The organism is Streptomyces sp. NPDC059718 (assembly GCF_042733315.1).
Classification (GTDB): domain Bacteria; phylum Actinomycetota; class Actinomycetes; order Streptomycetales; family Streptomycetaceae; genus Actinacidiphila.
In genome coordinates this window covers 27000-53303 of record NZ_JBHWGA010000045.1, presented here as the reverse complement: position 1 = coordinate 53303, position 26304 = coordinate 27000, and the positions used below count along the sequence as shown (strand labels likewise).

General features: G+C 73.7%; 17 protein-coding genes. 6 read left to right on the top strand and 11 right to left on the bottom strand.

Annotated elements, in window-relative coordinates:
- Window positions 1-41 precede the first annotated feature (41 nt).
- Complete coding sequence (locus ACFV3E_RS36130) at window positions 42-2348, top strand: SpoIIE family protein phosphatase (RefSeq protein ID WP_500539108.1); 2307 nt, start codon at window positions 42-44, stop codon at window positions 2346-2348.
- Here ACFV3E_RS36130 and ACFV3E_RS36125 read toward each other — a convergent pair whose 3' ends face one another.
- From ACFV3E_RS36125 to ACFV3E_RS36110, 4 genes are all read right to left on the bottom strand, one after another.
- Window positions 2349-2960, bottom strand: a complete 612-nt coding sequence (locus ACFV3E_RS36125) for an HdeD family acid-resistance protein (protein WP_500539105.1) — start codon at window positions 2958-2960, stop codon at window positions 2349-2351. It lies immediately after the preceding gene.
- A 61-nt stretch (window positions 2961-3021) separates the two neighbouring features.
- A complete protein-coding gene (locus ACFV3E_RS36120) occupies window positions 3022-3441 on the bottom strand; it encodes an SHOCT domain-containing protein (protein ID WP_500360165.1) in 420 nt (139 codons plus the stop codon).
- 94 nt (window positions 3442-3535) lie between these two features.
- The gene (locus tag ACFV3E_RS36115) at window positions 3536-6013 is read right to left on the bottom strand and encodes an ATP-dependent Clp protease ATP-binding subunit (protein ID WP_500539103.1); all 2478 of its coding nucleotides are present in this window, start codon (window positions 6011-6013) and stop codon (window positions 3536-3538) included.
- A 142-nt stretch (window positions 6014-6155) separates the two neighbouring features.
- Window positions 6156-8816, bottom strand: coding sequence for a Pls/PosA family non-ribosomal peptide synthetase (locus tag ACFV3E_RS36110; RefSeq protein ID WP_500539102.1), 2661 nt, complete (start codon window positions 8814-8816; stop codon window positions 6156-6158).
- A 323-nt stretch (window positions 8817-9139) separates the two neighbouring features.
- Here ACFV3E_RS36110 and ACFV3E_RS36105 point away from each other — a divergent pair, with 323 nt between their 5' ends.
- From ACFV3E_RS36105 to ACFV3E_RS36090, 4 genes are all read left to right on the top strand, one after another.
- Window positions 9140-10990, top strand: coding sequence for a Na+/H+ antiporter NhaA (locus tag ACFV3E_RS36105; protein ID WP_500539100.1), 1851 nt, complete (start codon window positions 9140-9142; stop codon window positions 10988-10990).
- A 71-nt stretch (window positions 10991-11061) separates the two neighbouring features.
- Entirely contained in the window at window positions 11062-11778 is a 717-nt protein-coding gene (locus ACFV3E_RS36100; protein WP_500539098.1) for a HEAT repeat domain-containing protein, read from the top strand.
- Between the two features lie 245 nt (window positions 11779-12023).
- Complete coding sequence (locus ACFV3E_RS36095; protein ID WP_499514378.1) at window positions 12024-12689, top strand: response regulator; 666 nt, start codon at window positions 12024-12026, stop codon at window positions 12687-12689.
- A complete protein-coding gene (locus ACFV3E_RS36090) occupies window positions 12686-13786 on the top strand; it encodes a sensor histidine kinase (RefSeq protein WP_500365801.1) in 1101 nt (366 codons plus the stop codon). Before ACFV3E_RS36095 ends, ACFV3E_RS36090 begins: the two co-directional genes overlap by 4 nt.
- On the opposite strand, the gene ACFV3E_RS36085 is transcribed toward ACFV3E_RS36090, so the two are convergent.
- From ACFV3E_RS36085 to ACFV3E_RS36060, 6 genes are all read right to left on the bottom strand, one after another.
- The gene (locus ACFV3E_RS36085; protein ID WP_500539096.1) at window positions 13747-16536 is read right to left on the bottom strand and encodes a cation-translocating P-type ATPase; all 2790 of its coding nucleotides are present in this window, start codon (window positions 16534-16536) and stop codon (window positions 13747-13749) included. The genes ACFV3E_RS36090 and ACFV3E_RS36085 overlap by 40 nt on opposite strands.
- A 74-nt stretch (window positions 16537-16610) precedes the next feature.
- Window positions 16611-17570, bottom strand: a complete 960-nt coding sequence (locus ACFV3E_RS36080) for a polyphosphate kinase 2 family protein (protein ID WP_500539094.1) — start codon at window positions 17568-17570, stop codon at window positions 16611-16613.
- A 61-nt stretch (window positions 17571-17631) separates the two neighbouring features.
- The gene (locus tag ACFV3E_RS36075) at window positions 17632-17763 is read right to left on the bottom strand and encodes a hypothetical protein (RefSeq protein WP_500539092.1); all 132 of its coding nucleotides are present in this window, start codon (window positions 17761-17763) and stop codon (window positions 17632-17634) included.
- Window positions 17764-18023: 260 nt separating this feature from the next.
- Window positions 18024-20114 (bottom strand): SpoIIE family protein phosphatase, encoded by a 2091-nt coding sequence (locus tag ACFV3E_RS36070; RefSeq protein ID WP_500539090.1) that lies wholly within the window; start codon window positions 20112-20114, stop codon window positions 18024-18026.
- 147 nt (window positions 20115-20261) lie between these two features.
- Window positions 20262-22706 carry an ATP-binding SpoIIE family protein phosphatase gene (locus ACFV3E_RS36065; protein ID WP_500539088.1) on the bottom strand — a complete coding sequence of 815 codons (2445 nt, stop codon included), beginning with the start codon at window positions 22704-22706 and terminating at the stop codon, window positions 20262-20264.
- Window positions 22707-22806: 100 nt separating this feature from the next.
- Entirely contained in the window at window positions 22807-23982 is a 1176-nt protein-coding gene (locus ACFV3E_RS36060; RefSeq protein ID WP_500539086.1) for a hypothetical protein, read from the bottom strand.
- Between the two features lie 164 nt (window positions 23983-24146).
- On the opposite strand from ACFV3E_RS36060, the gene ACFV3E_RS36055 reads away from it, so the two are divergent.
- Window positions 24147-25049, top strand: a complete 903-nt coding sequence (locus ACFV3E_RS36055) for a hypothetical protein (RefSeq protein WP_500539084.1) — start codon at window positions 24147-24149, stop codon at window positions 25047-25049.
- A gap of 7 nt (window positions 25050-25056) precedes the next feature.
- Here ACFV3E_RS36055 and ACFV3E_RS36050 read toward each other — a convergent pair whose 3' ends face one another.
- On the bottom strand, window positions 25057-26277 hold the full coding sequence (locus ACFV3E_RS36050; RefSeq protein ID WP_500539082.1) for a PucR family transcriptional regulator: 1221 nt from the start codon (window positions 26275-26277) through the stop codon (window positions 25057-25059).
- Between the last annotated feature and the right edge of the window lie 27 nt (window positions 26278-26304).

Here is a 26304-nt window from a genome sequence, read left to right as displayed (position 1 = left end):
GCTGGTGGGGTGGGAGAGGGTGAGGTGGGAGGTGCGTGCGGATGGCGGGTGGCGGTGACGTGCTCCTGCTCGTCGACGAGGACGGGCGGGTGGCCGAGTGGCGGCCCAAGGCCGATGAGCTGTTCGGCCTGCCCGCCGACCGGGCCGTGGGACGGCCCGTCGCCGACCTCGTCCGCGCGCCCGGTTCCGCCCTGGGCCAGAGCGAGCTGCTGGTCAGGCCGCTCCTGTGCGGTGACTCCGTGATGTGGGAGGTGCGCGCGGGCGGCGACGCCCTCGGCGCGCGGGACATGGCGCTGCTGAAGCTGATGTTCTCGCAGGCCCCGGTGGGTCTGCACGTCCTCGACGACCAGCTGCGCCTGGTGCGGATGAACAGCGCGACGCGGGCGCTGCACGATGCGGCGCTCAGCCCCGGGCGGCACTTCGGCGAGGTGTTCCAGCTGGACGACCCGGTGACGGAGGAGGAGGTCGCCCGGCGGGTGCTGGAGACCGGGGAGCCGGTGGTGAACCGCCTGGTGCGCGGCGCGCTGGGCGAGGGCCGGCCGCACCGGCGCATGTACCTCACGTCCGTCTTCCGTCTGGAGGGCCCGCACGGCGAGGTGCTGGGGCTGGTGGCCGCGGCCTCCGACGTCACCGAGCGGCAGACGAGCCGCCGGCGGATGGCCGTCCTGGACGCGGTGCGCGAGCGGGTGGGGCAGCGGCTGGACGTGGTCGCGGTCTGCGAGGAGCTCGCGGAGACGGTGGTCCCGGCGTTCGCCGGGATCGTGGTGGTGGAGGTGGTGGAGGACGTCGTGCGCGGTGAGGTGCCGCCGCTGGTCCCCGTCGACCGCGACGTGCCGCTGCGCAGGGCCGCCTACCGCGGGAAGATCTCGGCGTACCCCGTGGGGGACGTCCGGCACCTGCCCTACGGCACCCCGTTCGCCCGCGTGCTGGCCGATCTGCAGCCGCGGCTCATCCCGGTGGACGAGGACAGCATGTGGCTGGCGGCCGACCCGGCGCGGGCCGACGCGATCCGCCGGCAGAACGTGCACTCCCTGATCGTGGCGCCGCTGGCGGTGCGCGGTGAGGCGCTGGGTCTGGTCAGCTTCTACCGGCACGAGGACGAGGACCTCTTCGACGAGGACGACGTCAGGCTGGCGCTGGACGTGTGCACCCACGCGGCGCTGTGCATCGAGAACGCCCGGCGTTTCACCCGCGAGCGCACCATCGCCGCGACCGTGCAGCGTCGGCTGCTGCCGCAGCGGCCGGCGCCGCGGATCGCGCTGGAGACGTCCCATCTCCACCTGCCCGGCATGGAGGGCGGTGGGGCGTGGTTCGACGTGATCCCGCTGCCCGGGGCGCGGACGGCCCTGGTCGCCGGTGACGTCAAGGGGCGGGGCGTCGAGGCCGCCACCACCATGGGGCAGTTGCGTACGGTGATCCACTCCCTGGCCGCGCTCGACCTGCAGCCCGAGGAACTGCTGGCCAGGCTGAGCGACACGGCGACCCGGCTGGCCGAGGAGCGGGCGGCGCTGCCGGCCGGGGACCCCCTGCACCGCGAGCCGCTGACCGCGGAGTGCGTCATCGCCGTCTACGACCCGCTCGACCTCACCTGCACGATCGCCCTCGCGGGCCACCCGCAGCCGATCGCCGTCTTCCCCGACGGCGCGATCGAGTCGCTGCCCGTCTCCGCCGGGCCGCTGCTGGCGGAGACGAGCAACACGCCCTTCTCCGCCACCACGGTCGCGCTCCCCGAGCACACCACCCTGCTGTTCGGCACCTCCCCGCTGACGGACCTGCTCCACCCGCGCTCCGGAACGCTGCACGGCCTGCTGGAGCGGTACGGCCGGGGCCCGCTGCAGGAGCTGAGCGACGCCTTCGCGTACGCCATCAGGAACGGCAGCCAGCCCGGGGACCTGCTCATGCTGTTCGCCCGCACCCGGGGGTTCCCCGGCGACCGGGTGCTGACCTGCCCGCTGCCCAGCGACGCGGAGGCGGCGCCCATCGCTCGGTCGTTGGCGCGGCGCCGGCTGGCGCAGTGGGGGGTCGACGAGGAGACGGCCTTCACCACGGAGCTGATCGTCAGCGAACTGGTCGGCAACGCGGTGCGGTACGGGGCCCCTCCCCTGCAACTGCGGCTCGTGCTGGACGCCACGCTGACCTGCGAGGTCAGCGACGCGGGAGCCAGCGCGCCGCACTTGAAGCACGCCCGCACCCTGGACGAGAGCGGGCGCGGCCTGTTCATCGTCTCCCGCTGCGCCGACCAGTGGGGCACCCGCTACCACGCCGAGGGCAAGACCATCTGGGCCGAGCAGTCCCTGCAGACGCCGGTCCCGCCCCTACGGGCCGCCGCCGACGACGCGGGGCCCTGATCACACGGGCGGAGGCGCGGACGCCGGACGTTTCGCGAGGGAGCGCAACGCGAACGCCGCCGCCACCTCGGCCAGGCCGAGCAGCACGAGCCACAGCCCGACCAGCCGGGCCAGCGCGACCGCCGACTGCACGGGGAAGGCGAGCACGACGATCCCCGCGACGACGCCGAGCGCGGCCACGGCGAAGGCCATGCCCCGGTGCGGCATGTCCCGTCCCGCGACGGCGATGAACCCCACGAGCAGGCCGGACACCAGCCAGTAGGCGCCGAGGACGAGGGAGAGCACGGCGGCGGTCTGCAGCGGGTGCCGCAGGCACAGCACCCCCGCGAGCACGGCGACCACCGCGACGATCACCGCCGTCACCCTGCTGCCGCCGTCCCGGCGGGAGAACGCCGTGACGAAGTGGAAGACCCCCGTGACCAGCAGGTACAGGCCGATGACGACCGCCAGCACGTGCAGCGTCTCGTCCGGCCAGACGAGCACGACCACCCCCGCCACGAGCGTCGCGAGGCCGAAGCCCAGGGACCACCCCCAGGAGCCCCCCAGCCTGCCGAGCACCTCGTCGGGGTCGGCCGGCCCTTGCGTCGTGGCGTGTCCGTACGGTGCGTTCATGGTGTCTCCCGGCGGTGCCCGCGGCGGCGGACGCCGCCGCGGGACGAAGGGCTGGGACCGCTCAGTGCAGGACCTTCTCCTTGAAGCGCTGGAACTCCTCCTCGGTCAGGTCGCCCCTCGCCTTGAGCTCCGAGAGCTTCGCGAGCGCGTCGACCCCGCCCGTCGCCGTGCCGGCGCCGCCCGCGGTCTCGCGGATGTAGTCGTCGAACGCCTTCTGCCGGGTGCGCGCCTGCTCCGCCTCGCGCTTGCCCATGCCCGAGCCGCGGAAGAGGAGGTAGGCGAGGATCCCGATGAAGGGGAGGACGAGCACGAAGAGCAGCCAGGCCGCCTTGGCCCATCCGTTCATGGTGTCGTCGCGGAAGACGTCCATCACGACGCGGACGATGAGGAAGATCCAGATCACCCACAGGAAGATCCACATCATCGTCCAGAACGCGCCCAGGACCGGGTAGTCGTAGGCCAGGTACATGTGACCGGTCATTTCCGTCTCCTCCTGGCGCCCGCCCCGTGCGGTTCCGGGGAGGGCGCGGGCCCGTGGCGGATGCCCGCCCGTGAAGCTGCGCGGTAGGCCGGGGTCAACCGTCCGACGCCGCCGCCTCCTTGGCCGGCTCCCGCGCTTCGCCCTCCTTGAGGCCGAGGGACAGCTGCCCGTCCTTGACGTCGGCGACGACCGTGTCCCCGGGGTTGAGGGTGCCGTCGAGCAGCATGTTGGAGAGCCTGTTGTCGAGTTCGGTCTGGATGGTGCGGCGCAACGGCCGTGCTCCGAACTCCGGTTGGTAGCCCCGGTCGGCCAGCCATTCCTTGGCGGCCTGGGTGACCTCGAGGCCCACCTGCTGGGCGTGGAGCCTGCGGCGGCTGCGCTCCAGCAGGAGGTCGACGATCTGCACGAGGTCCGACCGGGTCAGCGCGTGGAAGACGATGATCTCGTCGATGCGGTTGAGGAACTCGGGCCGGAAGTGCGCCTGGAGCTCGGCCATCAGGTCGTCCCTGATGTCGTCGATGGCCCCTTCGTGGTCGAGGATGTGCTTGGAGGCGATGTTGCTGGTCATGATGACCACGGTGTTCCGGAAGTCCACCGTGCGGCCCTGGGCGTCGGTGAGGCGCCCGTCGTCCAGCACCTGCAGCAGCAGGTTGAAGACGTCCGGGTGGGCCTTCTCGACCTCGTCGAACAGCACGACGCTGTACGGCTTGCGGCGCACCGCCTCGGTGAGCTGCCCGGCCTCCTCGTACCCGACGTAGCCGGGCGGGGAGCCGACGAGCCGGGAGACGGTGTGCTTCTCCTGGAACTCGCTCATGTCGAAGCGGATCATGCGCTCGGGGTCGCCGAAGAGGAGCTCGGCGAGCGCCTTGGCGAGCTCCGTCTTGCCGACGCCGGTCGGTCCGAGGAAGAGGAAGCTGCCGGTGGGCCGGTCGGGGTCGCCCATGCCGGCGCGGCCGCGCCGCACGGCCTGGGCCACGGCGTCGACCGCCTCGTCCTGGCCGATGACCCGCCGGTGGAGGTCCTCCTCCAGCTTCATCAGCCGCTCGCGTTCGGTCTCGTTCAGCTGGGAGACGGGGATGCCGGTGCGCGCGGACAGCACTTCGGCGATGTCCTCGGCCGTGACGCCCGGGGTCTGTTCGCGTTCCGCGGTGACCGCCGCGCGTTCGTTCTCCAGCTCCCGGATCCGCTCCTTGAGGCCGCCGGCGCGTTCGAAGTCCTCGGTGCTGACGGCCTCGTCCTTCTCGCGGCGGAGCTTGGTCAGGCGCTCCTCCAGCTCGTCGGACGGGCCCGGGCCGCCCAGGGAGCGCAGGCCCACGCGGGCGCCGGCCTGGTCCATGAGGTCGATCGCCTTGTCGGGCAGGAAGCGGTCGCTGATGTACCGGTCGGACAGGGCGGCCGCGGCGTCCAGTGCCTCGTCGGTGTAACGCACCTGGTGGTGCGCCTCGTAGGAGTCGCGCAGCCCGCGCAGGATCTCGACCGTCTCGTCGACGGAGGGCTCGGGGACCATCACGGGCTGGAAGCGGCGCTCGAGGGCGGCGTCCTTCTCGATGTACCTGCGGTACTCGTCGATGGTGGTGGCGCCGACCACGCTCAGGTCGCCGCGGGCCAGGGCGGGTTTGAGGATGTTCCCCGCGTCCATGGCGCCCTCGCCGCCCGCCCCGGCTCCGACGACGGTGTGGAGTTCGTCGATGAACAGGATGACGCTGCTCTTCGCCGCGGTGACCTCGTCGATCACCTTCTTCAGGCGTTCCTCGAACTCGCCCCGGTACTTGGAGCCGGCCACGAGTCCGGCCAGGTCCAGGCCGACCACCCTGCGGTCCCGGAGCGTCCTGGGCACCTCGCCGGCCACGACGCGCTGCGCGAGGCCTTCGACGATGGCGGTCTTGCCGACGCCGGGGTCGCCGATGAGCACGGGGTTGTTCTTCGTCCGCCGGGACAGCACCTCGACGGTCTGCTCGATCTCCTCGCCCCGGCCGATCACCGGGTCCAGCCGTCCGGCGCGCGCCTCCTCGGTGAGGTCCCGGCCGTACTCGTCCAGGGTCGGGGTGTCGGTCGGCGCGGACCGGGGGCGGCCGCCCTTGCCGGCGAGGGTCGTGGGATCGGCGCCCTCGGAGCGCATCTCGAGGCCGGAGCGGGGGTCGTCCGCGAGCGCGGCGAGGATGTGCTCCGGGCCGATGTACGAGGCGCCGGAGGCCTGGGAGCGCGCATGGGCGGCGAGCAGGGCGCGTTTCGCGGCCGGGGTCAGCGCGGGCTCCCCGCTGCCGGTGCCCGAGGGCAGGATCGCGCCCACGTCCTCGGCCAGCCGGTCGGGGTCCACGCCCGCCTGCTCCAGCAACTGCCTGCCCGCCGGTACGCGGGTGGCCGCCCACAGCAGGTGCTCGGTGTCGAGGTCGGCGCCGTCGGCGGCCGCCCGGCTCGCGGCGGCCGCCAGCAGTTCGTTCGAGGAGTCGCTGAGCAGGCGCCCGATGGGGACGCGCTGGACCGCGGGCGGCGACGCCGCGGGACTCATCCCGAAGAAGCGGTTGAAGAGGTCGGAGAACGGGTCGCCGGACCCGAAGGGGGAAGTCGTCACCTTGCCCACCCGTCCGGCGGGCCCACAACGGCTGAGTGGCGCCCGCCGTAGTCGATTTGCCCGTACTCCACCAGTGTTGGCCCGATCGGACGCGCGTGCCACCGGGGGTCCCGGCCGGTCACCGGACGCGGCGCGGCGCCGCTCAGCCGGTCCGGGCGGCGGTCGCGGCGTCGCGGTGCGCCGGGGGCACCGGCAGCACGTCCGGCATCTCCCGGGCGGGGTTGCCGGCCCAGTGGGCCCCCGGCGGCATCTCCTCGCCCTTCATCAGGAAGGAGTCGGGCGCGAGGACCGCCTCGTCGCCCATCGTCACCCCGTAGTGCACGAGGGCGCCGACGCCGAGCGTGCAGCCGGCCCCGAGGGCGCTGTGGTCGGACTTGAAGGTGCCGTCCTCCTGGGAGTGGCACTGGATGCGGCTGCCCTCGTTGAGGACGCACTCGTCCCCGACGGCGACCAGGGAACGCTCCGGGAAGTAGCAGCCGTCGTCGAAGACCCGCCGGCCCACCCGGACGCCGAGCCAGCGCCAGATGACGCCCTTGAAGGGCGTGCCGTTGAAGACCATGATCGCCTCGCTCACGCTCGTGACCTTCCAGTACCGCTCGTGCCGCCAGAAGGGACGTTCGTAGATCGAGCAGTACAGCGGCCGCAGCCCCCGGAAGCCGGTGGCGATGCGTTCGGACAGCACCATGTCGGCGACCGTGAAGGCGAGCGTGAGGATGTTGGCGAGCGCTATCACCCACACGCCGAGCGCGTCGTAGAGGTCCGCGGCCACCGACACCACGAGCGCCACCCAGAAGAAGAACACCCACCGCGCGAGCAGGTGCAGCGCCATGGTGGAGACGTTGTGCTTGTTCTTGGCCGCCAGGCGGCGCCGGAAGGTCTCGCCGTCCTTGAGGTGGTCGAACTTGCTGTCGCGCAGGACGGACCGCGGGATCTCGAAGCTGGGCGAGCCCAGCAGGCCGACGCCCTCCCGCACCTTCCCGTCCACCGGGACCATGACCTTGGTCGCCAGGAGGCAGTTGTCCCCCGTCCTGCCCTGCGACGGGTAGGCGACGTAGTTGCCGACGAAGTTGTGCGGCCCGATGGTGACGCGCGAGACGCAGAAGGACGAGCTGGAGAAGTCGGCGTTGATGATCGACAGTCCGTCGGCCACCATCGTCCCGCGTCCGACGGCGCTGAGGAACGGGTTGTCCTGCTTCATGATCGTGCCGAAGTTCGATCCGGTCTGCTCCACGTGGGAGAGCCGGTAGCCCAGACCGCCGAGGTAGTGGACGATGGCCGAGCTGTCGCCGAACAGGGTCTTGAAGAAACGACGGTTGGTCAGGAATCCGATGGTCCGGTGCATCCCGTACCGGAAGCCGAACAGGGGGTAGACCGTGTCCGGCCGGACGGCGCGGTTCAGCACGCGCGGGACCGTCACCGTGAACAGCAGGCCGAGCACCACCGCGCCGAAGAACAGGGCGACCGAGGTGACCAGGGCGTCGGAGTAGAACGACCAGGCCGTCAGCGCCCTGGGGCCGGGCTCCAGGAGCGAGGCGAACTGCGGCACGGCGGCGAACAGCAGCACCGAGCCGGCGACGGCCAGCGGCACGTAGACCAGGACCGCTCCCAGCAATTGCGAGAGGGAGTAGCCCGCCCTGCGCGCGGTGCCGCAGCGGGCCGGTCCGACGGCCCGGTAGTCGACCTCGGCGGGCTGGGCGGGGGACCCGTGCCAGTGCTCGCCGTCGGGGACGCGCTGGCCGGCGTGGAGCGAGGAGGCGTGCCCGAGCTGGGCGCCGTCGCCCATGACCGTGTCGATGTCGATCACCGTCACCTCGCCGACCAGCACGTCCTTGCCGAGCGTGACGGGTCCGGTCCGGATCACCCCGGACTCGGCGCGGTAACAGGAGAGGAACACGTCCTTGCGGATCACCGTGTCGTCGCCGATGGTGAGCAGGTCGGTGCAGACCGGCACGCGCCGTGACAGGACGGTGACCCGGCGCCCGATCTTCGCACCGAGTGCCCGCAGGTAGAGCGTGTACAGCGGCGACCCGTGGAAGAACACCAGCGGATCCGACCGGACGAGGGTCTTGACGCACCAGAAGCGCAGGTAGGACAGGCTCCAGATGCGGATCTGCCGGGGCCGCCACCGGCCGACGAGCACCCACTTGGCGACGATCGGGAGCACGCACACCGCGGCGAAGGTCATGCTGCCGAAGGCGATCGCCCGCAGGTAGGTGTCGACCAGGCCCGAGGCCCCGGCGATCCAGTCCACGCCCTTGGTGAGGACGAGCGCGGCCCCGAAGGAGTACGCCACGAAGAAGGCGAGCTGCAGCGTCGCGCACAGCACGTAGTGGGGGGTGCCGGAGGGCGGCCCCACCACCGGCCGTGGCACCGCGGCGCGCGACGGGTCGGCGACGGTGTACCCGTTCGCGCCGGGCGCGCCGGGCGCGGACGAGGCGCGTACGGAGCCGGAAGGGGCGGGCGCCCGGACGGAGGCGGCGGAGGCGGAGGCGGCCGGTGCGCCCTCCTCGAGGGCGGCCGCCAGGCTGCGGACGGTGGGATGGCGGTAGATCTCCTTCATCGACACCGACGGCGCGTCCGGCCGTTTCCTCAGCCGCGCGCAGAAGTGGGCCATCACCAGGGAGTCGGCGCCCAGGTCCTCGAAGAAGTGGCTGTCGACGCGGACCTGCTCGACGTGGACGACGCCGGCCAGGGTCTCCGCGAGGATCCTTTCCGTGCCGGTCCGCGGACCGGCACGATCACCCCCGGCGGCTGAGGCTTCATCCTGATCGCGCCGACCGGCTGCGGCTGATTTGTCCACCATGTGATCCCCTGAGGGTCTACGACCATCCGCGTCCCAGCGGCCCGCTGCCACGAGGGGTCGTGGGCGCCTGTCCGGCCGTACGGGAAGAAGTCGTCTCCTTGCAGTCTCGAACGTCCGGCGCCGGGGCGCCAACCGCCGGGCCCGCGACCGCGGGAGCGGTCACCGTGCGTAGGGCGGGCGCGCGCCGCGGAACCGCCGCCCGGGCCGCCTTCCTGCCCCGTGGGCCCGTGCGACAGGCCACCGTCACGGGCTCGTGCCACGATGTGCGGGTGAGCGCGTTCTCGTCACTGCGGGCAACGGGGCAGACTCCGCGCCGCCCCGGCGTGACCACTCCGCGCCTGCGGTTCCTGCGCACCGAGACGGCGGGCGCCGGTTTCCTGCTGGCCGCCACGGTCGTCGCCCTGGCCTGGGCCAACCTGGCGCCGGGCAACTACGAGTCGGTGTGGCACACCCATCTGTCGCTCACGCTGGGTTCACGGGGGGTGTCGCTCGACCTGCGGGAGTGGATCAACAGCGGGCTGATGACCCTGTTCTTCTTCATCGTCGGCCTGGAGGCCCGCAGGGAGTTCGACCTCGGCGAGTTCCGCGAGCGGACCCGGATCACCCTGCCGACCATGGCCGGACTCGCCGGGATGCTCGTGCCGCTCGCCCTCTACCTCGCCTTCACCCACGGCACCCCGCAAGCGCGCGGCTGGGGCACCGTGATCTCCACCGACACCGCGTTCGCCCTCGGGATGTACGCCCTGCTGGGCCGCAGACTCCCCGCGGCCACCCGGGCGTTCATCCTGACCGCGTCCGTCGTCGACGACTTCATCGCGCTCGCCGTCATCGCGTTCGCGTACACCAGCGGCATCTCGTGGCCCGAACTGTTCGTCGCCATCGGCCTCTTCGCCGTCGGGATCGGGGCGGCCAACTCCATCGTGCGGACCTGCGGCGAGTTCCGCGGCGCCGCCTACGCGCTGACCGGCGTGGCGGTGTGGTTCGCCCTGCTCGGCTCCGGGGTGGACCCGGTCGTGACGGGGCTGGCGCTCGGTCTCATGGCCTGCGACCACCCGGCGCGCGGCGCCGACCTGCGCCGGGCCAGCACGCTCTACCTGCGTTTCAGGGAGCAGCCCACACCCGCACTGGAGCGCAGCGCCCGGCGGGGTCTGGCGCTGTCGGTCTCGCTCAACTCCCGGCTGCAGGAGCTGTTCCGGCCCTGGACCAGCTATCTCATCGTCCCCGCCTTCGCCCTGGCCAACGCCGGCATCACCATCGACGCAAGGCAGTTGGCGGCCGCGTTCACCTCCCCCGTCACCCTCGGCATCGTCGTCGCGTACGTGGTGGGCAAACCTCTCGGGATCGTGGGCGCCTCCGCGCTGACCACCCGGCTCAGCCGCGGCCGGCTGCGCCCGGCGGTCGGCTGGGGAGCGGTGGCGGCCGGCGGCACCATCTCCGGCATCGGCTTCACCATCGCCCTCCTCATCGCGGACCGCGCGTTCCAGGGCGGACGGCTCGCCGAGGCGAAGATCGGCATCCTCGCCGCGGTGGTCCTCTCCTTCCTGCTCACCTGGTGCGTGACGCTCGTCCTGAACCGGCTTCCCCGGGCGGTGCGCCGGCGGGCGCTGCTCGGCAGGTCGCAGCAACTGGAGGACCTGGCCGTCCCCGTGGACCCGGAGCGCGACCACGTCCGCGGCCCGCACGACGCCCTGGTCACCGTCGTCGAGTACGGCGACTTCGAGTGCCCCTACTGCGGCGAGGCGGAGCCCGTCATCCGCGACCTGCTCGCCGACTTCGGCGACGTCCGTTACGTGTGGCGCCACCTGCCGCTCGCCGATGTGCACCCCCACGCCGTCCAGGCCGCCCGCGCCACGGAGGCCGCCGCCGCGCAGGACCGCTTCTGGGACATGCACGACCAGATCTTCGCCCACCCCCAGGCGCTCGACTCGCGGGGACTGGAACGGCTGGCCACGGCGATCGGTCTCGACATCGAGCGCTTCCGGCACGACGTCGAGACCCGCTCCGTCGCGGTCCGGGTCGCCGAGGACGCCGAGTCCGCGGACCTGAGCAATGTGTCGGGGACCCCGACGTTCTTCATCAACGGCCGCCGCCACTACCGCGCGTACGACATCGAGAGCCTCTCGGCCGGGGTCCGCGGCGCGCTGGAGCGCGCGAAGGCGGCCCTCCACCACTGACGCCCCGGGGCACTGTCGTACCGGGCCCGTAGGCTCCCGGTACCGCAAGCACGAACCGGGAGGGACGCCCCATGGACGAGACGGTGGCCGCCGACCTCGATGCCCTCGCCACCGGGCTGGCGGACCCCGACGCGGACCTCGACGCCCTCCACGTGCTGGAGGGGCGGGTGCTCGCCGCCCGCGACGCGGCCCTCGTCCCGGCGCTGGAGGCCCACCTCGCGGCCGCGGTGGATGCGCGGGGATGGTACGCGCGCGCCGTTCTCGCCCGGATCCTCGTGCGCACGGCGGGCCGTGCCTCGCTGCCGGCGCTGCTGCGCGCCCACGCCCGGGACCTCGGGGACGACCAGGACTCCCTCACGGCGGAGCTGGCCCACCTCGCCGAGGAGGACCCCGCCTCCGCCCGCGCGCTGCTGCTCCCCTGGACCGTCGATCCGGACCCGGAACTGCGGCGGACGGCGTTCTGGCTGCTCGGCCACGTGCGGCACGCGTCCGACGTCGAACGGCTCGCGCGGGCCGCCGCGGACCCGGACGAGGGCGTCCGCCGCACGGTGGCGGGGGCGCTGACCGGGCATTGCGGGACCGATCCGCGGGCCGTCGCCGTCCTGACCGGGCTGCTCTCCGACGCCTCGCCGCGCGTGCGGATCTCGGCGCTGAGCAGCCTCGGTTTCGCACGGCGCCCGGAGACCCTGCCGGCGATCCACGGGCTCGCGGACGACCCCGACGAGAGGGTCCGTTCCTGGGTGCCCGTCGCACTCGCCCGTTTCCCCGCCCGGGACGGCGCCGGTTGATCAGCCCCGCCGACGGGGCGGGCCCCACCGCGCGCGCCGTGGCCCGCGGCGCACCCGGTGTTACGTTGGTCAGTGCTCCAGGGTTGTGGAAACCGCCCGCGGCACCCCGCCGGGCAGTCGTCCGGAACCGCGCCCGCCCCCGACCGACGGTCCCCGTCACCTGGCCGGACGCGGCCCGGTGCCCTGCCGGACGGCGCGCGGCGTGGTAGGAATCGGGCAGGGGTCCGGTGGCGAGTGGAGCACGCGTGATCCGGGTATTGGTGGTCGACGACGAGGCCCTGATCCGTACGGGCTTCCAGCGCATCCTCGACGCGGCGGACGACATCGAGGTCGTGGGTGCGGTGCCCGGCGGGCAGGCGATCCGTACGGCGCAGGACGCCCAGCCCGACGTCGTCCTGCTGGACATCAGGATGCCCGACGTGGACGGCCTCACCGTCCTGGCCGGGCTCCGGCGGCTGCCGCAGCCTCCGGTGGTGGCGATGCTGACGACCTTCGACATGGACGAGTACGTGACGACGGCGCTCCGCTCGGGCGCGGCCGGTTTCCTGCTGAAGGACACCGACCCCGAGGAACTGCCCTTCCTGGTGCGGACCCTGGCCGACGGCGGTGCCGTGCTGTCGTCCAAGGTCACCCGGACGGTCGTGGACGGCTACCTAGGCGCCGGCCCGCAGGAGTCGGCGGCCCGCGGCGTGGCCCGGCTGACGGAGCGCGAGCGCGCCGTCCTGCTGCTGGTCGCCGAGGGCCTGTCGAACGCGGACATCGCCGGGCGGATGCACCTGGGGACGGGCACCGTGAAGGACCATGTGAGCGCCATCCTGACCAAGCTGCAGGTGGGCAGCCGGGTGCAGGCCGCGCTGCTCGCGGAGCGCGCGGGGCTGCTCAAGCGGCCGCAGGACGGTGAGGGCGGATGAGGTTCCGGCGTCCGACGCCCATGGCGATGGACCTCGTCGTCGTCGCGGTAGCGCTGTTCGACATCTGGGTCAACGTCGACCCCGAGGAGCCGGTGCGCCTCGGGTGCGCCCTCGGCGGCGCCGTCGCCCTGATGCTGCGCCGGCGTCTGCCGCTGGTCACCTTCGTGCTGGCGCTGCCCGCCGTGCTGGTCTCGGACGCGGCCTTCGCCACGCTGGCCGCGCTCTACACCCTCGCCTCGCTCTCCCAGCGCCGGTGGCTGCTGGCCGGCTGCGCGCTGGCCTTCACGATCGCCGACATGGCGCCGTGGCCCGCGCCGAAGTTCGACCTGTCCGAGCCCTCGACCCTGATCACCCTGAGCTACACCGCCGCGACGGCCGCCGCACCGGTCTTCCTGGGCCAGCTCGTGCAGGCCCGGCGGGACCTGTCGCTGCGGCTCACCGAGATCTCGGAGGCCCGTGACCACGAGCGGCTGCTCACCGCGCAGACCGTACTGGCCAAGGAGCGCGCCCAGCTCGCCCGGGAGATGCACGACGTGGTCTCCCACCAGGTCAGCCTGATCGCCGTGCGGGCCGGGGCGCTCCAGGTCGGCACGCAGGACGCCGAGGTCAAGGAGGCCGCGGCGACGATCCGGCGGCTGAGCGTGCAGACCCTGGACGAGCTGCGGCACATGGTGAGCGTGCTGCGCGCCGCCGGCGGCCGGCCCACGGAGCTGACCCCGCAGCCCTCCCTCGCGGACCTGGAACGGCTGGTGAGCGGCAGCGGCATCGAGGCCGAGCTGCAGCCGGACCTGCCGGACGGGCTGCCGCCGACGGTGCAGCGCGCGGTCTACCGCACCGTCCAGGAGGCGCTGACCAATGTGCGCAAGCACGCGCCCGGGGCCTCCGCGCGGGTCCGGATCCACCGCCAGGGCGGCACCGTCCGGGTCACGGTCACCAACACCGCCCCCACCCGGCCCGCGCTCCCCCTGCCCAGCGCCCACTACGGCCTCGTGGGCCTGCGGCAACGCGCCGCACTGCTCGGCGGCACCGTCACCTCGGGCCCGACGGCCGACGGCGGCTACGAGCTCAGGCTGGAGCTGCCCGCCGCGGGCACCTGAAGCGGCGCCGCCCGGCCCCGCTCCGCGGCCGCCGCCCGCACCCGGCGTGCCAGGAGCTTGCCGAGCTCCCACAGGAGCAGCAGGACGACGGCGGACAGCAGGGCCCAGCCGAACTGCCGCAGGTTGATCCCGGTGGTGCCCAGGATGCGCCGGAAGCCGTCCATCTGGGTCACCAGGACGGCGAGGGCGAACTCGCCCAGGGCCGCCCAGTTCATCTGCTTGCTGTCGAAGGTGGTGGTCGTGAGGACGGAGGCGGTTTCGCTGCGGCACTCGAACGCGGCCACGATCAGGCAGAGCGCGAAGGCGGTGAAGGCCATCGAGTTGCCGACGGCGGCGCTGTGGAAGTGGCTCTCCCCCACCTTGATCAGGGCCAGCAGGATGGCGGTGATCGCCAGCCCGCTCAGCCCCACGGTGACCAGCACGGGCCTGGTGAGCACGGACTGCCCGCGGGGCCGGGGCGTGCGGCGCATCAGGCCGGGGCTCTCCTGGTCGAAGCCGAGGGCGAAGCCGAAGGGGGCGTTGACGACGAAGTGCACCCACAGGACCTGGGCGGGGGTGAAGGGTTCACCGGCGGCGATGTTGAGCAGGGTCGCGCCGAGGAAGGTCAGGACGAAGGTGACCAGCAGCAGGAGGACGAAGCGGATGTACTTGGTGAGGTTGTCGTAGAGCTTCCGGCCCTCCTCCACGGCGTGGATGATCGTGGCGAAGTTGTCGTCGGACAGGATCATGCGGCCGGCGTTCTTGGCGACGTCGGTGCCGCTGCCCATGGCGATGCCGATGTCCGAGGCCTTGATGGCGGGGGCGTCGTTGACGCCGTCGCCGGTCATCGCCACCACCTCGCCCTTCTTCTTGAGGGTGTCGGCGAGCAGGACCTTGTGCTCGGGGGCGACCCTTCCGACCACGCCGATGTCGTCGATGCGGGCGAGGCGTTCCTCCTCCGGCAGCGCGGCGAAGTCCGCGCCGAGCATCGCCTCCCCGGGGATGCCGAGCTGCCGCGCGATGGCGGCGCCGGTGGTGACGTCGTCGCCGGTGACCATGCGGACCCTGATGTGGGCGGCCTGGGCGTCCGCCACCGCGTCCCGGGACTCGTCGCGGGGCGGGTCGATCATGCCGACGAGGCTGGTCATCCGCAGGTCGGTGACGAGGGCGAGGAGGTCGCCGGCGGGGTCGAAGCCGGCGGGGTCCAGGTCACGGGTGGCGGCGGCCATGACGCGGCGTCCCTCGCCGCCCATCCGCTCGGTGGCCCCCTGGGCGCGCCGGCTGAGGTCGTCGTCCCAGGGAACGGTCGTGCCGGCGGACAGCGCGGTCGCGGCCCGTGCCATCACGGCCGGCGCCGCGCCCTTGACGAAGCACCGTACGACCGGGCGGCCCGAGGCGTCGGTGGCCGAGTGGAAGGTGGCCATCAGCTTGTAGCCGGGGTCGAACGGCAGGGTGGCCAGCCGGGGCAGCCGTTCGCGGGTGGCCTCGATGTCCAGCCCGGCCTTGTGGCCGAGGACGAGCAGTGCGCCCTCGGTGGGGTCGCCCACCACCGTGCCGTCCACCAGCTTGGCGTCGCTGGCCACCACGTACGGCAGGATCGCGTCCTCGATGCCCGCGGAGGAGCCCGCGGCGTGGTGGATCCTGCCCTCCAGGCCGTAGCCGGTGCCGGAGACGGTGTAGCGGTCGGTGGGGCTGACCACCTCGACGGCGGTCATCTGGTTCATCGTCAGGGTGCCGGTCTTGTCGGAGTTGATGGCGGAGGTGAAGCCGAGGGTCTCGACCGAGGGCAGTTCCTTCACGATCGCGTTGCGCCGGGCGAGGTTGAGGCTGCCGACCGAGAGGATCACCTGGGTCACCGTGGGCAGCGCCTCGGGGATCGCGGCGATGGCCAGGGACACCGCGCTGACGAACAGCGCGTCCCACTCCTGGCCGCGGGCACGGCCGAGGGCGAACATCACGACCATCGTCAGGCCCGCGGCCGCGGCGATCCACAGGGTGAGGTCGTCGAGCTCCTTGGTCAGCGGCGACTGCTCCTTGGCGGTGGCCGACAGCATCCCGGAGATCTTCCCCAGCTCCGTGCCCGAGCCGGTGCCGGTGACGATCAGGACACCGCTCCCGTGCGTGACGGGGGTGTTCATGAAGGCCATGTTGGTCTGGTCGCCGGGTCCGAGGGGAGCGGCGCCCGCGGGCAGGGTGCCGGTGTCCTTGGCGGCGGGGATGCTCTCGCCGGTCAGCGCGGACTCGTCGATCTGCAGGGCGTTGGCCCGGACGATCCGCCCGTCGGCCGGCACCTGGTCGCCGGCGGCGATGAGCACGATGTCGCCCGCCACGACGCCCTCGGCCGGGATCTCCGACTCGGTGCCGTCGCGCCGCACCCGGGCGGTCGCCTTCATCATCGACTTCAGTGCGTTCATCGCGCTCTCGGCCTTGCCCTCCTGGCGCAGCCCGACGACCGCGTTGAGCAGGGTCAGCAGGACCAGGAGGATGCCGGTGCTCCACTGGGCGATCAGGAACGAGACGACGGCCGCGGCGACCAGGATGATCTGCATGTAGCTGCGGTACTGGTCGAGGAAGCGCCGCCACGCGGGCGGCGGTTCCTCCTCGGGCAGCGCGTTCGGGCCGTGCGCGGCGAGCAGTTCGGTCACCCGTGTGGCCGGCAGTCCGACGTCCGGGTCGACCTCGAACGCCATGGCGACGTCCTGCGGGGACCGCGCGTACCAGCCTTCCGGTGACGCGGGCCGTTCCCCCTCCGGCTTGGGCTGCACCGTCATCGTCCTGCCTCCGATCCGGTCGCTGCGTCCGGCCGTCCGGCCGTCCGGCGGTCCGGCGGTCCGGCGGTCCGGGGCTACGGGCGCCGCGCTTCCTTGGTCCGCCGCCGGGCCGCATACGGGTCGGCCGGCGCCCCTTGCGGGGCCTCGGCCTCCAACTCCCGCCGGGCGGCGAGCAGGTCGCGCCGGGCCTCCTCGCCGACCGTGGGGTACTGGGGGTCGATCTCCATCAGCGTGTGGGCGAGCACCGCCGCGGCGCAGATCCGCGCGAACCACTTCCGGTCCGCCGGGACGACGTACCAGGGGGCGTGCTTGGTGCTCGTCGCCGACAGCATCTCGGAGAAGGCCTTCTGGTACTCGTCCCAGTGGCGGCGCTCCCGCACGTCGGCGGCGGAGAACTTCCAGTTCTTCTCGGGGAGGTCGATCCGCTTCAGGAAGCGGGCGCGCTGCTCCTCCTTGGAGAGGTTGAGGAAGACCTTGACGACCTTGAAGCCGTTGTCGGTCAGGTAGCGCTCCCAGTTGTTGATCTCCCGGTAGCGGCGCTCCCAGATGCCCGCGCCCTTGGGCTGCTCGGGCAGCTTCTGCCGCTGGAGGACCTCGTGGTGCACCCGGACGACGAGGACCTCCTCGTAGTGGGAGCGGTTGAAGATCGCGATATCGCCGCGCGCGGGCAGCCTCTGCGCGTAGCGCCACAGGTAGTCGTGGTCGAGCTCCTCCGCGGAGGGCACCTTGAAGCTGCTGACCCGCACGCCCTGCGGGTTCACCCCGCTCATGACGTGACGGATGGTGCCGTCCTTGCCCCCGGCGTCGAGTGCCTGGAGGCAGAGCAGCACCCCGTAGGTGTCCTGGGCGGCCAGCCGCGCCTGGTACTCGGCCAGCAGCGACACGCCCGTGCTCAGCAGTCCTACGCCGTTCCGCTTCTTCAGGCTGCCCTTGTACCGGGGGTCGAAGTCCCTGGCCAGGTCCACTGTGGACCCGGGCTCCACACGCAGCGGCTCGATGAACGCGGCTATGCGCCTGGCCTGAGTGTCCGCCATCGCCGTCCGGCCTTTCTACGAGCGGGGATACCCGCCACGGTCCGCCGCCCCGGACGGTGCGTCAAACGGACCGGGTCCGTTCGCCTGAACGGGCGCCACCGGCCGCGGACCGGATCGGCGGCCGGGCCTGCCCGCACCTGCGCCACTCCCGCGGGCTGCAGCCGAACCGGTCGTGGAACCGGCGGGAGAACACCCTGAGCGACGAGAAGCCCAGCAGACGGCACGCGCCTCATCAGCGTCCGCGGGTCGATGCCGAGGCAGCGGCTCAGCTCGGCGTACCCGCTGAGCGCGGCGGTACGGACCAGGGGCCGCAACGGCGCACACCCCCCTCCGTCCGGGAATGACGAGCCCGTTGTCACGCCGGACCGGGCACGCGGCGGGGTCGGCGACCCAGCACGGCACCCGGCACCCGGCCCGGCCTTCGTGGACCTCGCCGCCCGGCGGGCGGGCCGGTCAGCCCGCAGGCGCGGGGAGGGCCTGCTCGGTCCAGATCGTCTTGCCGTCCTCCGCGTACCGCGTGCCCCACAGGTCGGCGAGCTGGGCGACGATGAACAGCCCACGGCCGCCTTCGTCCACGGTGCGCGCGTGCAGCAGGTGCGGGGCGGCGGGGCTGGTGTCCCGGACCTCGCAGGTCAGCATCCGGTCGTTGATGAGGCGCAGCCGCATCGGGGGGCTCCCGTAGCGGATCGCGTTGGTGACCAGTTCGCTGACGATCAGCTCGGCGTTGAAGACCGTGTCCTCGTCCGCTCCCCACTCCGCGAGCCGGTCGCGGACCAGGGCCCGCGCCGTGGCGACGGCCGTGCGGTCGTCCGCGAGCGGCCAGGCGGCGACGCGGTCCTGCGGGAAGGGGCGTGTGCGGGCCAGCAGGAGCATCGGCACCCCCCGGTCGACGCCGGCGGGAAGCGTGTACATGATCTCGTCGCAGAGGTCCTGGAGCGGACGTTCCCGCCCCGGCCGGCCGCTCTTGAGCGGTGTGGAACCGCCCGCCAGGTGCAGGGACAGCACCGGTGAGCTGGTGAAGGCCAGGACACTGCCCTCCGGGATGTCGAGCTCGGCGGCGGCGAAGGGCGTCCCCCCTGCGGTGCCCAGCCGCGGCCCGTCCGGGATCTCCGGGATCTGCGCACTGCCGTCCGGCGTCACGATCACCGGCGCGAGATGACCGGCGCGGGCCATCGTGCATCTGCGGGTCAGCGGGTCGTACACGACGTACATGCAGGCGGCGGTGAGGACCTCCCGGTGCAGCGGGTCGGCGGGCGGCAGCGAGGCGCGCTCGGCGGCGAGGTGCGTCGTGATGTCGTTGAGCCGGGCCAGCAGTTCGTCGGGCTCCAGGTCGAACGCGCTCAGCGAGCGGATGACGGTGCGCAACTGGCCCATGCCGGCGGTGGCGTGGATGCCCTGTCCCGCCACGTCCCCGACGACCAGCGCGGTGCGGGCGCTGGACAGCGGGATCGTGTCGTACCAGGACCCCGCCGCGCTCTCCCTCGCCGCCGACAGGTAGGCGGTCTCCAGCGCGGTGTGCGAGACGGGGCGACGGGGCAGCAATTGCCGCCGCACGGTGGCGGCGACGCTGTGCTCCCGGGTGTAGCGGCGGGCGTTGTCGATGCACAGGGCGGTGTGGTCGGCCAGCTGGAGCGCGATCTCGACGTCGTCCTCCGTGAAGGGCTCCAGCCGTTCCGTGCGGTAGAGACTGATCAGCCCGAGTACCGTTCCGCGCAGTGTCAGCGGCACCGTGAGCAGCGTCCGGGTCCCCGAGGCGCGGATCGCCTCGGCGCGGGCGGGGTCGGTGGCCAGCCACGGCAGCCCGGCGTGCAGCCGCACCACGCGGGGCCGCAGGTCGGACAGCGCCTGGGTGTACGGGGTCGGGTCGGGCAGGCTCCGCACGTCGCCCACCGGGTACGCCTGGGACTGCCCGAGGCCGGCGCTGCTCCCGAACGCGGCCCGCCGCAACGGGGTCCCCAGGGGCAGCGGCGACAGCGGCGGGTCGTCGCCGCGGACCACGTCGTCGACGACCTCCACCACGACGACGTCGGCGAAGGCGGGCACCACGGCGTCGACGAGTTCCTCGCAGGTCACCACCACGTCCAGGGTGCGGCCCACGCGGTCGCGCACCGCGTTGAGGACGCGCAGCCGGGCACGCCCCTTCTCCCTCTCGGTCACGTCGACCACGGCGAGCGCGACGCCCAGGACCGTCCCGTCCGGGTCCTCCAGCCGGAAGACGGAGAGCGAGTAGGAGTGCGCCTCGCCGTCCCCGGTCAGCGGGTACGTCCGCATGAGGTCCTCGATCAGCGGGACGCCGGTCTCCAGCACCTGGCGCAGGCGCACCTCCACGTCGTCGGGCGAGACGACGGGATAGGCGTCGCGGAAGTACCGCCCGAGGAGGTCCTCCGAGCGCACCCCGCGCATGGCAGGGGTGCCCATGTTGACGCGGACCACCCGCAGGTCCGGGTCGAGGACGTGCAGGCCGACCGGTGACTGGGTGAACAGGGCGCGCAGGATCGCCGCCTCCGCCTCACCCATGGGAGCGGGCGGGCTGCCGTGCACCACTGGAACCACCTCCGTCGGCGCCCGCCCGGTGGACACCGGACGGGCGCCGCCTACGGCCGTCCTCCAAGGTTTAGTGCGAACCACCGCGACCGGCGACCCGGGCGGCCCGGATGCCTGACACCGCCCGGACACGCCGCCCCGCCCGCCTCAGGACTCGGACAGCGGCTGCTCCGCCCAGATGGTCTTCCCGCCCGCGGTGTAGCGGCTGCCCCAGCGGCTGGAGAGCTGGGCGATGAGGAACAGTCCGCGGCCGCCCTCGTCGGACAGCCGGGCCCGGCGCAGCCGGGGCTGGGTCTGGCTCGGGTCGGACACCTCGCAGACCAGGGTGTCGTCGCGGATCAGGCGCAGCCCGACGGGATCGCCGCCGTAGCGGATCGCGTTGGTGACCAGCTCACTGGTGATGAGTTCGGTCGTGAACGCCAGGTGCTTGAGGTCCCACAGCTGCAGCTGGCTCTCCACCGCGGTCCTGGCCCGCGCCACGACGGCGGGATCGGCGGGGAACTCCCAGGTGGCGACGGAGCCGGGCGGCAGGGGGCGCATGCGGGCGACGAGCAGCGTGACGTCGTCGCCGGGCGGCTCTGCCAGGAGTTCGTCGAGGATCGCGCGGCCGGTCTGGGTGGGGGTGCGGGTCCCGCCGGGGTCCGTGGCGAGCACCGAGCACAGACGCCCGAGCCGCTCCTGCGCGGAGCCGTCGGGGTGGGAGAGGAGCGGCTCGTTGAAGAACGCCAGCACACTGCCCGGGGGGACCTCGAAGCCGACCGGCTCGAAGGGCAGGCTGTCCACGCCCAGCGCCGGACCGGGCTTGAGGCCGATCACCTCGGCGGGGGCGCCCGGCGCGGCGTACACCGGCGCGGGATGCCCGGCGCTCGCCATCTCGCAGCGGCCCTCGACGGGGTCGTAGACGCAGTACAGGCAGGTGGCGCCGACCGCGCTGCCGCCCGCCGTGCCGTCCTGGTCCTCGCCGTGCGGCGGGGCGACGTCGCCGAGCCTGACGACGAGGTCGTCCATGTGGGCCAGGAGTTCACCGGGCGGCAGGTCGAGGTCGGCCAGGGTCTGCACCGCCGTGCGGAGCCTGCCCATGGTGGCCGCCGCGTTCAGGCCGTGGCCGGTGACGTCGCCGCTGACCAGCGCCAGCCGGCTGGAGGACAGCGGGATCACGTCGAACCAGGCGCCGCCGACCGCTTCCGTCGTGCCCGCCGGTACGTAGCTGCCGGCGGTCAGCACCCCGGTGGTCTCGGTGATCGACGGCGGGAGCAGGCTGCGCTGGAGCGCCTCGACGGTGCGGTGCTCGCGCGTGTAGCGGCGGGCGTTGTCCAGGCCCAGGGAGGCCCGTGAGGCGAGCTCCTCCGCGAGGCCCGCGTCGCCCAGGCCGTACGGCGGCAGGGCGGCGGTCCGCCACATCACCAGGACGCCGAGCACCAGGCCGCGGGCGATCAGCGGCACGCTCAGGAAGGACGCCGCCGTGTCGGGCAGCAGCAGCCGGCTGCGTTCGAGGTCCCCGGCCAGGCCCTCGCGCCAGGAGGTCAGGTCCGACCTGAAGACGGCGGCGCCGCCGCGCAGGTGGTCGCTCTCCAGGCTGCGCAGGCGGAAACCGGCGCCCCGGGGGTGGATCTCGGGGGGCCACGAGCCGTCGAAGGAGGCCACCGCGACCCTGCGGAAGGGGGCACCGAGCCGGAACTCGCCGGGCTCCTGGCCGATCAGCACGGTGTGGGTGAGATCCACGGCGGCCAGGTCGGCGAAACGGTGGGAGACGAGCACGTCCACGAGTTCCTGGGCGACCCTGGCGACGTCCAGGCTGCGGCCGATGCCCTCCGCGGCGGCGTGCATCAACTCCATGCGCTGGCGGGCGGCGTGCTCCTGGGTGACGTCGGTGAAGATGACGGCGACCCCGACGGGGCGGTCGTTCGCGCCGTGCAGCCGGAAGGCGGAGAAGGACGCCACCCTTTTGACGTCCGGTGTCCCCTGGCGCCGGGCGCTGTGCACCCAGTCGACCAGCGGCTCCCCGGTCTCGGCCACGTGCCGCAGTTGCTCCCGGAGCGCCGCCGCGTCCTTGGGGAGCAGCACGTCCTCGACGGTCCAGTCCGTCGGCTCCACGCGGACGCCGGCTCCCGGCGGAAGGTCGACGCCGGAGACGAGGTTGAACCGGGTGGTCTCCAGCGCCATGTCGTGGATCGCGAGGCCGACGTGCCGCTGCCGGAAGAGGGCCCTGAGCAGTGCCTCGTCCTCCTTGCGGCGTTCGGCCACCGCGCGGGGTGTGACGGTCACGACCATCCCCCCGGCCGGCCCGCCGCCCGCGGCCATCGGCTGCACCCGCAGCCGCACCGGGACCGCGGTGCCGTCGCTGTGCCGCAGCTCGGCGTCGTCCTCCGCTTCGGCGGCGGCGCGGGCCGCGGGGAGGAGGCGTGCCCACACCTCCGGGGCCGTCAGGAGTTCGGCGACCGGGTGTCCGCACACCGCCCCGGGGGGCCGTCCGGTCAGCTCGTGCACCGATCCGGTGCACATGAGGACGTCGCCGTGCCCGTCGACGACGAACAGGGCGCCGCTGCCGTCATGCGGCGAGCCGAGGTTGTCCAGGTCGGTGTGTGTAGTCACCCGGTCGTCCGATGTCGTGGTTCCCCCTCCCATTCAAACCCCCGGGAGCCCGCACGCGCATCGCCACCGGGCCCGGTCGGGCGCCGTCGCCGCCGGCGGCTCAGCGCGCGGGGCGGCCGGTGACGTCGACCCGGCCGAACGCCGCGCCGGCGCCCCTCAGCGAGACTTCGCCGGGGGCGAGGCGGTCCACTCCCGGTACGCCGCCGTCCGGGGTGCCGGACAGGAGGGCGGCCAGCTCGGCGGTGGTGACGGGGGTCCCGGGCAGCACGCCGGGCGGGGCGGCGGACGCGGTGACCGTCCACGCGGCGGGCCCGGCGAACACCGACTCCTCCACGCCGCGCAGCCATCTCACCAGGGCACGGCGCGACGAGGACGCGGCCCGCTGGTGCACGACCACCCCGAGCAGCGGCCCGGCCCACCGCGCGAGCCGCTCCGGGGGCCCGGAGGCCGTCACCTCGGGGCCGAAGGGCCGGCCGACCATGACCAACGGCGTCCCGTGCTCGATCTTCCGCACCTCCGCGCGGAGGTCTCCGTACGGCAGGACGGCCCGGGCGGCGCGGCCGGTGAGCGCGGACAGCGCCGGCCGCTCCCCCCACGCCGCGTCCAGTTCGCCGAGCCACCGGGCCAGTTCGCCGGCCGTGGTGACCGGCCTGCGTTCGAGGACGGCCGGGTGCAGGAGAAGTCCGGACTCGTGTGCGAGGGTGTCCGGCCGCGTGCGGACGAGCACCCGGCCGTCCGCGGGGCGCGGCCCGGAGCCGGCCGGACGCCCGTCGCGCGCCTCCAGGACGATCAGGACGTCGCCTGCGCGGTGGTACAGGGTGACGGCGAGCGGCTCGGGCAGCGGGTCGGCCGGCGCCTCCCGGCACGGGACCGGTACGGGGAGCAGCGGCGACAGCTGGTGCAGCCACGCGGCGAGCGCGGCCGGATCGGCGACCGGGGCGGTGAGGCGTACGGTGCCCGCGCGCTCGCCCGACGGCACGACGCGCAGGGCGTCCGCGCCGGTGCGGCCCTCGACGCGGAGCTCGACCGCGGTCTCCCCCTGCCGGGCACCGCGGTGCGTGGTGGCGCGCAGCGCGTCGGCGCCCTCGGCGGTGAGGTACCGGGCGAGGGCGCCGGTGTCGCCGGCCCGGTGGATCACGCTCCCGTAGTCGGGGAAGACCGGACCGCTCCACACGTCGTACCCGGCGAGCGTCTCCCCGAGCAGCTTCCGCCGCACGCCGTCGAGCCAGTCGGCCAGTTCCTCGGAACCGGCCCGCCACAGCAGTGGATCGTCCACCGCGCCCCCTCCCCCGTGTTTTCCGGCACATTAAGTCCGGGGTGTGCCAGGGCCGTCAACTCCCGGCGGCGGATGACCCGTACTGGGGGGCGCGTGGTCGCACGCCAGGGTGCTCCCTGCGCACTTTTGTGTGCAGAGCGCTTACGGAGGCCTACTGTGCGCACATGCCAGCAACCCCGCTAGAACGCGCCGAGCATTTCGTGTGGCTGACCGCACGCGTGCTCGAGCAGCGCAGGTTCGCGTACCACTTCCGGAACGGCCCGGCGGACGCGGTGGAGACCGCGCTGACCGCCTACCGCAACGGCGACGACGGCTACGGCCACGCCCTCGAGCCCGACCTGCGCGGCACGGTCAGCCAGCCGCTGCACGTGGCCCACGCGCTGCGCGTGCTCGACGAGATCGGCAGGTGCACCGGTCAGCGCGCCGAGCGGATCTGCCGCTACGTGACGGCCGTGTCGACCCCGGAGGGCGCGCTGCCCGCGCTCCACCCCTCGCTGCGCGGCTTCCCGGTCGCCCCCTGGCTGCCCCTGGTGGACAACCCTCCGGGCGACCTGCTGGCCACGGGGCCGGTGGTGGGCACGCTGCACCGCAACGAGGTCTGGCACGCCTGGCTGTTCCGGGCCACGGACTTCTGCTGGGAGGCGATCGAGACCCTCGACAAGACCCACCCCGGCGAGGTCGTGGCCGCGATGGCGTTCCTGGACCACGCGCCCGACCGGGCGCGGGCCCGGGCGGCGGCGGCGCGGCTGGGACGGATCGTGCGCGAGCAGCGGCTCGTCGTACTGGACCCCGGGCGGCACCCGGAGGCCGCGCCGCCGTCCGGATCCCCGGACGGCGAGCACCGTTTCGCGTACGACTACGCGCGCACGCCGGACTCCCCGGCGCGGGAGTGGTTCACGGACGCGGAGATGGACCGCGCGCTGGACTTCCTGGCGGCCGGCCAGCAGGACGACGGCGGCTGGCCCGCGCGCCGGGCCGCGTGGGCCCCCGGGACGCTGCTGGAGTGGCGGCCGCTGGTCACCCTCGACGCGCTGCTCACCCTGCGGGCGTACGGACGCCTCGCCTGAGGACGGCTCACCCGGCGGCGTCGCGCAGCAGCAGCGCGGCCAGTGCCAGGGCCGTGCCGTGCGGCGCGGCGAGGTCGAGCCCGGTGAGTTCGCAGATCCGGGCCAGCCGGTTGTCGACGGTGTTGGGGTGCAGCCCCAACTGCCGCGCGGTGCTGCGGCGTTCCTGCCGGCTGCCGAGGTAGGTCCGCAGCGTCTCGACCAGGTCCTGGCGGCCCGCGATCGGGTCGAGCAGGGCCGCTATGCGATCGCTGCTCTCGTCGCGCCGTGACAGGTGGTACTCCAGCAGCACGTCGTCGAGCCGGTGCAGCCCCGGCGGCAGCCCTCCGGCGCGCGCCACCCTCAGCACCTCCGTCGCCGTGCGGGCCGCACCGGGGATGTCCTCGGGGCCGGCGGCCGTGACGGCGGCCAGCCGCACGTCCGCGGAGCAGGCGCGGCGCAGCGGTGCGAGCAGGGCGTCGTCGCCGCCCGGCAGCACCGGGTGGCCGGGGACGACGGCGTGGCCGCCGGTGTCGTCGAGCAGGGCCGGCACCTCGGTGCCGAAGGCGCGGTCCAGCGCGGCCTGGGCCCGGCGCGGCATGCGGTGCGCGGCCGCCGGGGGACGGCCGGAGGCGTCCTGGGGCGGGAAATGGAGGGCGAGCACGAGGGCGCCGCCCGCCAGGCCCAGCCGCCCGGCGGGGAACCGTTCCGGCGGCAGGGAGCCGTCCAGCAGCGCCCGCACCAGGGCGCGGCGCTCCTCACGGCGTTCGGCGGCGAGCGTGCTCTGCTCGTCCAGGTACGTCTCGGAGACGGCGCCGACGATGCCCTCCTGGATGCCGATGAGGACGTCGGCGAGTTCGGCGAGCGCGGCCTCCTCGCCCGGTCGCGCCACCTCCCGCAGCGCCCGCCACAGCACGGCGGTGCCGCGCAGGTGGCCGCGCAGCACCAGGTGCAGGGGCAGCCCCTCCTCGGCGCGCTGGGCGGCGCGTTCCCTGAAGCGGTCGAAGTCGCCCCGCTCCGGCCGCTCGGCGGGAGTGCCGTGGACGACCCGGCGCAGGAAGAGCCGCAGGCCGTGGCGCGCGGTGGCGGCGAGCTCCCCGTCCTTGACGTCCGCGGGCAGCTCGGCATAGCCGGGGAGGTCGGCGAAGGCGCGCGTCGTCATGGAGCGGGCGATCTCGTGCACCCTGTGCTCGCAGCGCGCCGCGAGGGCGCGGGCCGCGTCGGAGAGGACCGGCAGGGAGTCGACCGCCATCGTCCCACCCTCACTTGCGCATCCGTT

What these genes read in the sequence shown, in the direction of transcription:
- ACFV3E_RS36130 (WP_500539108.1), top strand. Translation starts at nt 42, where the DNA reads ATGGCGGGTGGCGGTGACGTGCTCCTGCTCGTCGACGAGGACGGGCGG.
- ACFV3E_RS36085 (WP_500539096.1), bottom strand. Translation starts at nt 16,536, where the DNA reads ATGACGGTGCAGCCCAAGCCGGAGGGGGAACGGCCCGCGTCACCGGAA.
- ACFV3E_RS36055 (WP_500539084.1), top strand. Translation starts at nt 24,147, where the DNA reads ATGCCAGCAACCCCGCTAGAACGCGCCGAGCATTTCGTGTGGCTGACC.
- ACFV3E_RS36125 (WP_500539105.1), bottom strand. Translation starts at nt 2,960, where the DNA reads ATGAACGCACCGTACGGACACGCCACGACGCAAGGGCCGGCCGACCCC.
- ACFV3E_RS36110 (WP_500539102.1), bottom strand. Translation starts at nt 8,816, where the DNA reads ATGGTGGACAAATCAGCCGCAGCCGGTCGGCGCGATCAGGATGAAGCC.
- ACFV3E_RS36080 (WP_500539094.1), bottom strand. Translation starts at nt 17,570, where the DNA reads ATGGCGGACACTCAGGCCAGGCGCATAGCCGCGTTCATCGAGCCGCTG.
- ACFV3E_RS36100 (WP_500539098.1), top strand. Translation starts at nt 11,062, where the DNA reads ATGGACGAGACGGTGGCCGCCGACCTCGATGCCCTCGCCACCGGGCTG.
- ACFV3E_RS36090 (WP_500365801.1), top strand. Translation starts at nt 12,686, where the DNA reads ATGAGGTTCCGGCGTCCGACGCCCATGGCGATGGACCTCGTCGTCGTC.
- ACFV3E_RS36050 (WP_500539082.1), bottom strand. Translation starts at nt 26,277, where the DNA reads ATGGCGGTCGACTCCCTGCCGGTCCTCTCCGACGCGGCCCGCGCCCTC.
- ACFV3E_RS36120 (WP_500360165.1), bottom strand. Translation starts at nt 3,441, where the DNA reads ATGACCGGTCACATGTACCTGGCCTACGACTACCCGGTCCTGGGCGCG.